We start from the raw sequence: 12,490 nt of genomic DNA, 5'->3' as shown, positions 1-12,490 counted from the left end.
GTACCCCTGTCTCGATTTCAGCGGATCACTGCTGCCGCAACGTCTTCATCACGCCGAGGAAGAGCGTCATGGTCTTGGCCCACATCTGCTCGGACATGCCGGGCAGGGGCGCGATGGGCAGGCCGCGCTGCACCGCGATGGTCTGGGTGTCGACATACTTGAGCAGGCCCTCGGGACCGTGACGGCGGCCGGTGCCGGAGATACCGAGCCCGCCGGAGGGTGCGGCAACCGAACCCCAGGCGGCGATGAAGCCCTCGTTGACGTTCACCGATCCGGCATTGACGCGTGCGGCGACCTCGCGCCCGCGGGCCGTATCCTTGCTCCACACACTGGCATTGAGGCCGTAGACGGTGTCATTGGCCTGCGCCACGGCCTCGTCGTCACTGCTCACGCGGTAGACCGAGACGACCGGGCCGAAGGTCTCCTCGCGGTAGGCGGTCATACCCTCGCGGACATCGGCGAGGATGGTGGGCTCGTAGAAGTACGGGCCGAGGTCCGGGCGAGCCTTACCACCGGCCAGGACCTTCGCGCCCTTGCTCACCGCATCCTCGACATGCGCACTGACAGTGTCGATTTGGCGCGGGAAGGTGAGCGAACCGATCTCGTAATCGAAATCGAGGGTCTTGCCGAGGGTCAATTCCTTGGTGTTGGCGACGAATTCGGTGACGAACCGGTCATACACCTTGTCGTGCACATAGATTCGCTCGATCGATTCGCAGAGCTGTCCGGCCGAGGCGAAGCAGGCGCGCACCGCGGTCTTGGCAGCCTTGGACACATCGGCGTCCGCGAGCACCAAAAGCGGGTTCTTACCGCCCAATTCGAGCGAGTAGCCGATGAGCCGCTCCCCCGCCTGCTGGGCAATGGTGCGGCCGGTGGCGCTGGAACCGGTGTAGTCGACATAGTCGGCGCGGGCGATCACCTCGGGGCCGAGCTTGGTGCCGCGACCGAGTACGGCCTGCCACAGGCCCTTCGGCAGGCCCGCGCGCTCGGCGATATCGATGGCCCACAGCAGGGTCAGCGCGGTCTGATTGTCCGGGCGGCCGATGACGGCATTACCGGCGAGCAGTGCGGGCAGTGCGTCCGAAGCACCGAGCGCCAGCGGGTAATTCCACGGCGAGATGACCGCGACCACGCCCTTGGGACGGTTACGCACCTCCACCTGGGTGAGCACCGGCATGACGCCGCGCGGCTTGCGGTGTGCGAGCAGGCGTTTGCCCTCGGCTGCGTAGAAGCGAGCGTTGACCGCGACATCGGAGACCTCGTCGAAGGCGTGCACGCGGGACTTACCGGTCTCGGTCTGCACGATATCGAGAATGGTGTCCTGCTCGGCGAGCACCAGATCGTGAATGCGGCGCAGGATTGTGACCCGCTCGCCGACGGGAACCTCGGCCCACTTCGCCTGGGCGGCGCGGGCGGTGGCGAAGGCGGTCTCCACATCGGCGGTGGAGGACTGCGGCAGGTCCGCGATCTTGCGTCCGGTGGCGGGGGCGAACACCTCGACCGAGGGCGCGCCACCGGCGACAGCGTGCGCGAGCAGCCGCTGCACCAGGTCGAACGGCAGTGCATCAGCGGCAGCGAGCTGCGGGGCAGTCGACATTGGTCGCCCTTTCGATAGGTATGCGCGGGCCCGTCCCGCGAATTATTTGAACACCGTTGTTAGATGAACACTAGTGTTAGATTAATAGCCGTGCCACTCCCCATGTCAAGCAGCCGGAGCAATCGATGACCGCGGCCACCCCTACCGCCCGGCGCGGCCGCCCACCACAGACGGCCAAGCAGGCCGACCAGGTGCGCGCCCGCATCATCCTGGCCACCGCCGAAGTCTTCGCCGAGCATGGCTCGCGCGGACTCAGCGTCGCCCGCATCATCGAAACGGCGGGTCTGGCACGCCCCACCTTCTACCGCTACTTCGCCAATGCCATCGAACCGCTGCACGCGGTCTTGACGGTCTCCAATGACGATCTGGTCGGCGGTATCCGCTCGGCGCTCGAACGCACCGAGGAACCGGTTGAGCTGGGCATCAACATGATTGAGGCCTACCTCTACTGGGCTGGCGGACATGGCCCGATGCTCTCCCCGCTCTTCGCGGAATTGCACGACCCCGGATCCCCGGTCTCTCCTTATCGGGAACGCGCCATGGATGAGATCCGAGCCCTCATCCGAGCCAAATTCACCAAACTCGGGCGCACTGTTCCCGCCGACCTCGATCTCGACACCTGCCTGCAAACCTGCGAATTCGTGGTCTACCGCATCTCCGCGGGGGGTGAGCCCACCCCGGAAACCATTGCGGCGGCGCGTCTCACCATGATCCGCAGCTGTTTGGTGACGCTTGGCAGCCGTGAAGACGTCGAATATGCCCTGACCATCCCTGGCTTGTTCGCATAGCGATGCCCTGTGGGGCGTGCGGCGTGATGCTCCCCGGGCCGGGATCTGTTGTGGAAGTGCATGCGGAAAGAAGAGGTGTGGGAACCTCGTGTGCCGTACCCGGCTTTCGCTCCCCCATCAGGTGCATAGGTGGCAGTACCTGACGGGGAGACTGGCCGTGGTCCCGTTTCGGGACAAAACCCAAAGAGACCGAACCCGAAATACTCAAGCGGGATAACCCAAAGCCTCGTGACACCGGCAGGTCGGGACCTGCGGTGTCACGGGGGTGTCGGGCTATTCGGTTGGGGTGGAGCGGCGGCGGTTGAGCCACTCCTTCAGGCGTTGTCGCTCAGCCTCATTGCGGGTTTGGATTCGCGATAAGGTGGCGGCCATCAACTCACCCGGGTGGTGGCGGTGATTCACCTGGGGTGTTCCGGTTGGATCGATGTGGGGCGGGGCGATCCAGGCGGTGCGGCCCGGAAACTTGCTGTCCGCACCGAGTTTGATCGTTTTCCAGCCGCCGGGGCCGTCGTGGACCAGGGCGTGGCAGCTGTCGCAGGCCAGGGTGAGGTTTTCGATGTCGGTATTGCCGCCCTTGGACCATTCGGTTACGTGGTGGACGGCGGACATGGTGGCGGGGGCGGTGCAATTGGGGCGGGTGCAGCCCTTTTCGGCGGCGATGAGGGCCAAACGTTGTGCCTTGCTTGCCAATCGGTTGTCGCCGCGGCCGAGATGCAGGGGCATTCCGGCGGCGTCGAAGACGGCGAGGTACTTGGTGGAGTTGGCGGCCAGTTGTATTGCCTCACCGATGGAGAGGGTGACGCCGGAGGCGGTGGTTGCCACTCCGGAGCGGTTCTCCAGGTCGGTGAGGCTCATGGTGAGGATCGTCGAGACGGGCAGGCCGCGATGCGTGCCGAGTGCGGTGGTATCGGCCTCGTAGCGCAGGAAGGCAAGCAGCGCATCGTGATTGCGCTGGGCGGCGGTGCGGGTGTCACGCTTGGCGGCTGCCTCCAGCCGTTCGCGATCGGTGGATTCCGCTGCGGTGCGGGGGCTTTCGGGATCTTCGGGATTACACATGCCGGGGCGTGCGAGCTTGGCGAGCACCGGATCGAGAACGGCACGCAGGTCGGGGGTGATCTCGCCGATCAGTGCCGACATGCCGTCCACCCGCTGGGTGCCGACGGTGATACCGCGCATGCGCTGCCGGTCGGCGTCGCCGGTGAGCTTGCCGTCCGGATCGACGCGGCGCAGGATGTCCTCCCCCAGTTTGCGCACGTCATCCGGCCAGCCCTTGCACGCGTATTCGGTGAGGTGCTCCTCCGCGGCCTCTCGCAGCTCGATATCGAGGCTGCCCAGCAGGCGTTCCATGGCCTGCATGATCCGAGTGACATGGTCGGCCGAAATCGCACCCGTACGTTGCGCTTCGGCGACGATGGGCAGCTCCGGCTCCAACACCTGCCCCGGCATGCGACGGACCGCGAGCTTCTCGGCGACCCTGACCCTCCTGCACGCATCAGCGCGGGACAACCGCAACGACTGTTCCAGGTAGAGCGCCGGGGACTTCATATCCGCCTTGCCATGCAAATCGCGACGCCGAGTTTCGTCGACGAATCCGATTTTCGCGGCATCCAATTGCCGCACAACCTTTTCGGTTTCCCGCATCACATCCGCGAACTCATCATCCGACAGCGGAATGGGCGACGCCCCGAGCAGGGCATCCGCCGCAGCCCGCAGCGCCTGAACGGCGACTACGATTGCGGCTTCTCCCCCGGATTCCATAGCTTTATTCTACCGAGATAATCCTATCCCCGCCAGATGAATTCCCTTGTGACACAAAGCTATTCAGACTCTTGTTCTTTTCATCTTCGTCTTTTTCTTGTCTTCTTTTCTTCTTGTCCGGGCGTCTTTATCTTTTTGTTCTTTTATTCTCTTGACCTTTTCCCCCACTCCCGCCCGAAAACCCCTACCGTGGAGACATGCGAACCTCGGTACACCTACTGCTCTTCGCCAGCGCCATAGCGATAGCAGTCGGCACCTTCGGCCCCCTCCTGGACCACCTGAAACCCCAGCACATCAGCTTCGACAACCTCAGGAACGGCTTCCCGGACGGCCAATCCCTCGACCAATTGGGCCATCAATCCGTCACCCTGTGGGTGTCGCTGGCCATCGGCTTCCTGGCCGTAGCCGCCGCCATTCTGCTTGCCGCCCTGGTCGGCTCACGCACGCTGGGCACGCTCGGCGTCCTGGTAGGTCTCGCCGGTCTCGGCGTACTCACCTGGCGACTCGACCAGAACTTCGACGACCAACTCCGCCACGACTACAGCGACCTGCTCAACGGCAGCTGGGGCCTATACCTGGTGGGCGGCGGCCTTATCGTCGCACTGCTGTGCGTCCTGGCACCGCGCGAGCGCAAACGAGTCGGTGTATGAGCCGGGCGGCAGTCCGCGCCGTCCGATTGTCCACGTCCAACCCGGGATTGAGCTCGGCGACATCCACCGCCACCAGCTTCCCGCCGGCCGCCACCCGATCACACACCCGCTGAATGGTCTCCAGCGGAACGCCATACGCGGCAGGCGCACTCACCCCCGGCGCGACCGCTGCCGGGAGCACATCGAGGTCGATGGTCAGATAGAGCATGTCGACCGCATCCAGGAGGTCCGCGACGAACGCGTCGACCATCGCGTAATCGGTTGGGCCGCAGCGATCGTCGAGTAGATAGTGCACGTCCAGACGATCCGCGGTATCGAACAACGCGCGGGTATTGCTCGGCTGACTGATACCGAGCACGTCATACCGAACCGAGGTGCCCGCCGCCCGCTCGGCTTCGAGGATCTGCCGGAAGGGCGTACCGGAACTCGGCACCGCCTCATCCCGCAGATCGAAATGTGCGTCCAGATTGAGGATTCCGAGACGCGGGCGAGCCTGTCGCGCCTGTGCGGCCGCCACACCGAGGTAGGTGCCGTACGCGACCTCATGCCCGCCACCGAGAACCACGGGCAGTCGTCCCGAATCAATGGCCACGGCAACGGCATTCCCCAGCCGCTCCTGTCCGCCCTCCAAATTCGAATCGGTCACCGCGACGGTTCCGGCGTCCTCCAGCAGGACGGGCTCCGACAGCGCCATCGATGCCAAGGCGGCCCGCAGGGCAGCCGGACCCGCCGCCGCACCCTGCCGGCCCTTGTTGCGTCGCACGCCCTCGTCACTGGCGAAACCTATGAGCACACCACGACTCTCGGAGGCTTCGGGGTCATACGGCCGAACAGCCTGATGCCACCGCAGATGTTCGGGCGCATCGCCGTCGTTGCGCCCGGTCCAAGGTGCGGGCGGGATATCGACCCGAATCTCGGCGCTCATACGGCGACTCCCGGGGTGACCAGCACGCCGTCCTTGAACACTTCACGCACCAGGGCGACACCCGGCCGGTAGGCCAGGTGCAGGTACGAAGGTGCGTCCAGGGCAATGGCATCGGCCCGCGCCCCCACACCCAGCCAGCCGATGTCATTGCGCCGCAATGCCTTCGCACCACCCAGGGTCGCCGACCACACGGCTTCCGCCGGCGTCATATGCATTTCGCGGACAGCGAGTGCGATACAGAACGGCAGGCTGGTGGTGTAGCAGGTACCGGGATTGCAATCCGCGCCCAATGCCACCGTGACCCCGGCATCCAACAGCGCCCGCGCATCCGGATAGGCGTTCCGCGTGCAGAAATCCGCACCCGGCAGCAGTGTCGCCACCGTGGAACCGCTTGCCAGCGCGTCGATATCGCCGGAGTTCACATACGTGACGTGATCCACCGATGCCGCGCCCATCTCCACGGCCAGCCGCACGCCCGGCCCCTGCCCGAGCTGATTGCCGTGCACGCGCGGGATGAGCCCATGCGCCACACCGGCTTTCAGCACCGCTCGCGACTGCTCCTCGTCGAATGCCCCGCGTTCACAGAACACGTCGATCCATTTGGCGTGCGGCGCACAGGCTGCGATCATCTCGTCACACACCATGGCCACATAGTCGTCCGCGCGCCCGGCGTACTCGGGCGGCGGCACATGCGCCGCCAAGAGCGTGACCTCATCGGTGAACCGTCCCGCGACCTGCGCACTGCGCAGCTCATCGCGGGTGCTCTGCCCATACCCGGTCTTGCACTCCACCGTAGTGCTGCCGGAGCGCAGTGCCTCGGCGAGCAGTCGCCGCACATTGGCTTCGAGCTGCCCCTCATCGGCGGCTCGGGTGGCCTCGATAGTCGTGCGGATTCCGCCTGCGGTGTAAGGGGTTCCGGTCATACGTGCCGCGAATTCCTCGGCCCGCTCTCCGGCGAACACCAGGTGCGAGTGGCTCTCCACGAATCCGGGCAGTAGTGCCCGGCCGCCGAGGTCGGCTCCGCGGTCGGCGGCGGGCGCATCCGCGCTGTCGCCGACCCACGCCACCCGCCCGTCGGCGAAGGCGATGCCGGCGTTCCGGCGCACTCCGAGCTGTCCCTCGCCGAGCTGCGGATCATTGGTGACGAGGGTTCCGATATTCGTGATGACCAGGCTGGTCACGATCGAATTCCTTTCAGGCTCGGGCCATTTCGGTGTCCGGCGGGTAGATCATGTGTTCCGGCGGATTCGCGGTGCGCTTGGCGATCGGGTAGTACAGCCCGGCCGTCACCACAATGCCGACGATCCACGAGATATCCGCGCCGCCGAGCATGTCGGTAATCGGTCCGGTGTAGAGCTTGGTCGCCAGGAAGGGAATCTGCACCAGTACACCGGTGAAGTAGCACGCCAGGGCGGGCACATTCCACGCGCCATACCGTCCATTGGCGTCGTAGAGCGCGGGAATGTCGATGCGCTCCTTGGAGATCAGGTAGTAGTCGATCAGATTGATCGCACTCCACGGCGTGAAAACCATGAGCAACGCGAGCACGAAATTCTTGAAATTGGCCAGGAAGTCCGCGCTGGCGGCAATGGCGATCAGCGTGGCGACGGTGGTGAAGCCGATAATGTAGAGGCTGCGCGCCAAGGTCGAAATGCGCGAGCGCCCTTCGAAAGCCGTCACCGTGGTGAGGATCGACATGAAACCACCGTACGCATTGAGCACATTCACAGTCAGCTTTCCGGTGACGATCACCAGATAGATGAGCACCGCGACCGCCGCCGGACCGGCGAGATCACCGATGAATCCGACCTGATCCTTCATGAACGATTTGCTCGCCACCGCCGCGATGAGCGCACCGAAGGTCATGGACCACTGCGAGCCGATCACGGTGCCGGCGAAGGTGGACCAGAAGGTCGCCCGGTCACTGGTGGAACGCGGCAGGTAGCGCGAGTAATCGGCCACATACGGTCCGAAGGTCAGCTGCCAGCTCGCACCGAGCGCGACCGCCAGCAGGAAGGTAGCGGTCTCGAAACCCTTGACCCCGAGTTGCGCGGTCACATCGTATTCGGCGAACAAACGGATTGCCAGATAACTGAATCCGATAATGCCGACCACGGTCGCGATCCGGCCCACAATATGAATGAGCTTGTACCCGGTGACCGCGATCAATGCGGTGAGCGCCCCGAAAATGACCATGCCCAATTCGGGATTGTCTATATGCAGCACCTTGGCCACAGCTTGTCCGGCCAGCACCGTACCGGTCGCCGCGAATCCCAGATACATGAGAATCGCGAGCAACAGCGGCAGTACCGCACCGCGCACACCGAATTGCGCACGACTGGAAATCATCTGCGGCAGACCCAGTTTCGGGCCCTGCGCGGAGTGCAGCGCCATGACCGCGCCACCGGCCACATTGCCGATGAGCAGGCCGATAATGGCCCACAGCGCGTCGGCTCCGAAAATAACCGCCAGCGCGCCGTCGACAATCGCGGTGATCTGCATATTCGCACCGAACCACAGCGTGAACTGGCTGCGCGGGCTACCGTGCCGTTCCGAATCCGGAATGACATCGATGGTGTGGCGTTCGGGGGTGAGTACTACCTCGGCGGGACCGTCGTGCGTCATGGTCTCGGCCTTCCTGCTTGTAGACCGCGGTGGATCGGTTACTGATTCTCGGACATGGGAATACGGACTCCGCGGGTGGAAGCCGTCTCGATGGCGTGCTCGTATCCGGCATCGGCGTGCCGAATGACACCCATGCCCGGATCGTTGGTCAGCACCGCCTCGATCTTGCGGGCCGCGAGTTCGGTGCCGTCGGCGATGACGACCTGGCCGGCATGGATGGACCGGCCCATACCGACACCGCCGCCGTGGTGCAGCGATACCCAGGACGCACCGGAGGCGGTATTGAGCAGGGCGTTCAGCAGCGGCCAGTCGGCAATCGCGTCGGAGCCGTCGCGCATGGATTCGGTCTCGCGGTACGGCGAGGCCACCGAACCGGAGTCCAGGTGATCGCGGCCGATGGCGACGGGCGCGGAAAGTTCACCGCTGGCGACCATTTCATTGAATTTGAGTCCGGCCAGGTGCCGTTCGCCGTAGCCGAGCCAGCAGATGCGTGCGGGCAGACCCTCGAAGGCGACCTTCTCCCCCGCCAAGGTGATCCAGCGCTTCAAATGCTCGTTGTCCGGGAACAATTCGAGGATCGCCTTGTCGGTGGCGGCGATATCGGCCGGATCACCGGACAGCGCGGCCCAGCGGAACGGGCCCAGGCCCTCCTCGAAGAGCGGGCGAATGTACGCCGGTACGAAGCCGGGGAAGTCGAAGGCGCGGTCGTAGCCGCCCTTGCGGGCCTCATCGCGAATGGAGTTGCCGTAGTCGAAGACCTCGACGCCGCGATCCAGGAACCCGACCATGGCCTTCACATGCGCGGCCATGGACAGCTGGGCCTGCTCGGTGAACCACACCGGGTCCTTCTCGGACATGGTCTTCATATCGCCGAAGTCGACGCCGAGGGGCAGGTAGGCGAGGGGATCGTGCGCGGAGGTCTGGTCGGTGACGATATCGATGGGCACTTCGCGCTCGAGCAGCGCCGGAAACACCTCGGCCGCATTGCCTTCCACGCCGATGGACAGCGGACGCTTCGCATCGCGGGCCGCGATCGCCAACTCCAGAGCGTGATCGAGGTTGTCGGCCTTCACATCCAGGTACTTGTGCTTGATCCGCCGATCGATACGCGTGACATCGCAGTCGACGCAGATGGCCACACCCTCGTTCATGGTGACCGCCAGTGGCTGCGCACCACCCATTCCGCCGAGACCCGCTGTGAGAGTGATGGTTCCGGCAAGAGTCCCGCCGAATCGCTTGCGCGCCACCGCACCGAAGGTCTCATAGGTGCCCTGCAGAATGCCCTGGGTACCGATGTAGATCCACGATCCGGCGGTCATCTGCCCGTACATGGTGAGCCCGAGCTCCTCCAGGCGGCGGAATTCCTCCCAGTTCGCCCAGTCGCCAACGAGATTGGAGTTGGCGATGAGGACGCGGGGAGCCCACTCGTTGGTGCGGAAGACGCCGACCGGCTTACCGGACTGCACCAGCATGGTCTCGTCGTTCTTCAATGTCTTCAGGGTCGCGACCATGGCGTCGAAGGCGGCCCAGGAGCGCGCGGCCCGACCGGTGCCGCCGTAGACGACCAAGGCGTCCGGATGCTCGGCGACCTCGGGATCGAGATTGTTCATGAGCATGCGCAGCGCGCCCTCCTGCTGCCAGCCGAGCGTGGTCAGCTCGGGGCCGCGCGGGGCGCGCACCGGTCGGGCCTCGTGCCCGGGTGAAGTGATGTCCATGGGTACCTCCGTGACTCCGTTCGCGCTCAGCAGTGAATGTGTGCTGGATCGCATTCTGCAACAGTTGTATAGTCCTGTCTATACAACTGTCAAAATGAGCCCATCCGGGCCGGTAGGCTGCAGGCTCGGAACGATGGACTCGGTAGGGAGTACGGCGGGGATGGCAACGGTCGCGGGATCGAACAGCTCGGGCGAGACCTCTCTCGCGGCACTGTTCGCCGAGGCGGGGGGCGATTCGGTACCCGCGTACGAACGGGTCAAGCAGTTGGTCATCGCGCAGGTGCGTTCAGGGCGCTGGACCGAAGGCGATCAACTGCCGTCCGAGCATCAGTTCGTGGCCGCGCTCGGACTCTCCCGCATGACCATCAATCGGGCGTTGCGCGAGCTCACCGCCGAGGGTCTGATCGTGCGCATGATGGGCGTGGGCACCTTCGTGGCCGCCACCAAGGGCTCGTCGCCGCTGTTCGAGGTGCGCAATATCGCCGATGAGATCCAGCAGCGCGGGCACCGGCATCGCACCGAGGTGATTCTGGTGCGCGACGAGAAGATCGACGGCACCCAGCCGTTCCTACGCGATTCCATCGGCACCAAGGCTTTTCATTCGGTGCTGGTGCATTTCGAGGACGACACCCCGATCCAGGTCGAGGACCGGTATGTGAATCCCGCCGAGGCCCCGGGCTATTTGGAGCAGGACTTCGTAACCACCACGCCCAATGACTATTTGAGCCGGGTCGCGCCGCTGGTGCGGGGCGAGCACATGGTGGAGGCGGTGCTCGGCAGCACCGACGAGTGCCGCCTGCTCGGGATCGACCGCGGGGAACCGTGCCTGCTCATTCGCCGCCGCACCTGGTCCGAGCACGGCCTGGTCAGCGTGGCCCGGCTGGTGCATCCGGGCTCACGCAATCGCCTCGAAGGTGTCTTCGGGCGCTGAAAGCCCTACTGCCCGCTGGTGATTCGTGCCGATTCACCGGCGCGTTCGAAGCGCATGGCCGGGTCGACGATCTTGCCGTAGCGCAGCATGGGCAGGTCGCGCAGATAGTTCTGACGCAGTCGCCACGGTGCGCGATCGCCCTGTTTGGGGAGCCGGTCCAGGGCGCGCAGCACATAGCCGGGCTGGAAGTCCAGGAAGGGCGCGGTGCCCACGGAGGGATCGCGGACGGGTGTGGCCTTGGCGTAGCCGTTCGAATCCATATGCCGCAGTAGGCGAACCACGTACTCGCACACCAGGTCTGCCTTGAGCGTCCAAGAGGCATTGGTATAGCCGATGATGAACGCGAAGTTCGGCACCTCCGAGAGCATCATGGCCTTGTACGCCATGGCATTCGGGAGTTCGACCTTCTCACCGTCCACGGTCAGTTCCAGTCCACCGAAGGCAATCAGGTTCAATCCCGTTGCGGTGATGATGATGTCGGCGTCGAGCTCGCCCCCGGACTCCAATTTCAGACCGGATTCGGTGAAGGTCTCGATCCGATCCGTGACCATCTCCAGTTTGTCCTGGCGGATGGCGCGGAACAGATCACCGTTGGGCACCAGGCACAGCCGCTGATCCCAGGGCTTGTAGCTGGGATTGAAATGCGTCTGAATATCGTAACCCGCAGGCAGCCAACGCTTCTGGAGCTCGAATATCCATGCGCGCATCCGCTTGGGGTAGCGCTGCGAGATCTGATACATGGCGGTGCTCAGCCCGACATTCTTGGCGCGGGCCAGCGCATAGGCGGCCTTGGTGGGCAGAATGCGCCGCGCCCGGTCCGCGAAGGCATCGCGGGCGGGCATGGAAATAATGTAGGAGGGTGAGCGCTGCAACATGACCACGTGCGCGCCCTGATCCGCCAGCGCCGGACCGAGAGTTACCGCGGTCGCGCCCGAACCGATGATGACGACCCGCTTGCCCGCCACATCCAGTTGTTCGGGCCATTGCTGCGGATGCACGATCGGCCCCGAGAAGCGATCCGTCCCAGCGAATTCCGGCGTGTATCCCTCGTCGTACCGGTAGTAGCCCGAGCAGCTGAACAGGAAGTTGGCGGTAATGCTCACCGTCTCACCGTCGTGTTCGGCGGTCACCGTCCAGCGCTCGTCCGCGGTCGACCACTCCGCACGTAGCACCCGATGCCGATACCGAATGTGCTTGTCGATCCCCGCCTCCGCGGCGGTATCGCGGACATATTCCAGAATCGAACCCCCGTCGGCAAGGGCCTTGTCCCCCAGCCACGGCCGGAAGCGGTAGCCGAGGGTGAACATATCGGAGTCGGAGCGAATCCCCGGGTAGCGGAACAGATCCCAGGTGCCGCCGATACCATCGCGCATCTCCAGGATCGCGTACGTGCGCCATGGGAACGCGGTCTGCAGATGATGGGCGGCCCCGATACCGGACAGACCCGCGCCGACAATGAGCACATCGACGTGCTCGGGCGTGCTGCTCATCGACACTCCTC

At 64.7% G+C, this 12,490-nt stretch carries 10 protein-coding genes; 3 read left to right on the top strand and 7 right to left on the bottom strand.

From position 1 onward, the window contains the following. Positions 1-25: 25 nt before the first annotated feature. Positions 26-1,597: a succinic semialdehyde dehydrogenase gene (locus GFY24_RS13505; protein WP_153805369.1), complete on the bottom strand. Its 1,572-nt coding sequence runs from the start codon at positions 1,595-1,597 to the stop codon at positions 26-28. A 125-nt stretch (positions 1,598-1,722) separates the two neighbouring features. On the opposite strand from GFY24_RS13505, the gene GFY24_RS13500 reads away from it, so the two are divergent. Further along, the gene (locus tag GFY24_RS13500; protein ID WP_153805368.1) at positions 1,723-2,385 is read left to right on the top strand and encodes a TetR/AcrR family transcriptional regulator; all 663 of its coding nucleotides are present in this window, start codon (positions 1,723-1,725) and stop codon (positions 2,383-2,385) included. A 273-nt stretch (positions 2,386-2,658) separates the two neighbouring features. Here GFY24_RS13500 and GFY24_RS13495 read toward each other — a convergent pair whose 3' ends face one another. Beyond that, complete coding sequence (locus GFY24_RS13495; protein WP_153805367.1) at positions 2,659-4,143, bottom strand: HNH endonuclease signature motif containing protein; 1,485 nt, start codon at positions 4,141-4,143, stop codon at positions 2,659-2,661. A 197-nt stretch (positions 4,144-4,340) separates the two neighbouring features. Between GFY24_RS13495 and GFY24_RS13490 the strand changes: the two genes are divergently transcribed. After that, positions 4,341-4,793: a hypothetical protein gene (locus GFY24_RS13490; RefSeq protein ID WP_153805366.1), complete on the top strand. Its 453-nt coding sequence runs from the start codon at positions 4,341-4,343 to the stop codon at positions 4,791-4,793. On the opposite strand, the gene hutG is transcribed toward GFY24_RS13490, so the two are convergent. Genes hutG through hutU form a run of 4 tightly spaced genes read right to left on the bottom strand, consistent with a single transcriptional unit; the run spans position 4,735 to position 10,058 of the window. Next, the gene (hutG, locus tag GFY24_RS13485) at positions 4,735-5,718 is read right to left on the bottom strand and encodes a formimidoylglutamase (protein ID WP_153805365.1); all 984 of its coding nucleotides are present in this window, start codon (positions 5,716-5,718) and stop codon (positions 4,735-4,737) included. The two genes, GFY24_RS13490 and hutG, sit on opposite strands and share 59 nt — an antisense overlap. After that, complete coding sequence (gene hutI, locus GFY24_RS13480; protein WP_309230810.1) at positions 5,715-6,899, bottom strand: imidazolonepropionase; 1,185 nt, start codon at positions 6,897-6,899, stop codon at positions 5,715-5,717. The genes hutG and hutI overlap by 4 nt, the downstream gene beginning before the upstream one ends. A gap of 13 nt (positions 6,900-6,912) precedes the next feature. After that, positions 6,913-8,343 (bottom strand): cytosine permease, encoded by a 1,431-nt coding sequence (locus tag GFY24_RS13475; RefSeq protein ID WP_153805364.1) that lies wholly within the window; start codon positions 8,341-8,343, stop codon positions 6,913-6,915. Positions 8,344-8,381: 38 nt separating this feature from the next. After that, positions 8,382-10,058, bottom strand: a complete 1,677-nt coding sequence (gene hutU, locus GFY24_RS13470) for a urocanate hydratase (RefSeq protein ID WP_153805363.1) — start codon at positions 10,056-10,058, stop codon at positions 8,382-8,384. Positions 10,059-10,218: 160 nt separating this feature from the next. On the opposite strand from hutU, the gene hutC reads away from it, so the two are divergent. Continuing rightward, positions 10,219-10,989 (top strand): histidine utilization repressor, encoded by a 771-nt coding sequence (gene hutC, locus GFY24_RS13465; protein ID WP_153805538.1) that lies wholly within the window; start codon positions 10,219-10,221, stop codon positions 10,987-10,989. Positions 10,990-10,994: 5 nt separating this feature from the next. Here hutC and GFY24_RS13460 read toward each other — a convergent pair whose 3' ends face one another. Continuing rightward, positions 10,995-12,479, bottom strand: a complete 1,485-nt coding sequence (locus tag GFY24_RS13460; protein ID WP_194852853.1) for an NAD(P)/FAD-dependent oxidoreductase — start codon at positions 12,477-12,479, stop codon at positions 10,995-10,997. Positions 12,480-12,490 lie beyond the last annotated feature (11 nt).

Source organism: Nocardia sp. SYP-A9097 (assembly GCF_009649815.1).
In the GTDB taxonomy this organism is placed as follows: domain Bacteria; phylum Actinomycetota; class Actinomycetes; order Mycobacteriales; family Mycobacteriaceae; genus Nocardia.
Note: the sequence above shows the minus strand (reverse complement) of the source record. Positions and strands in the feature narration are given on the sequence as shown.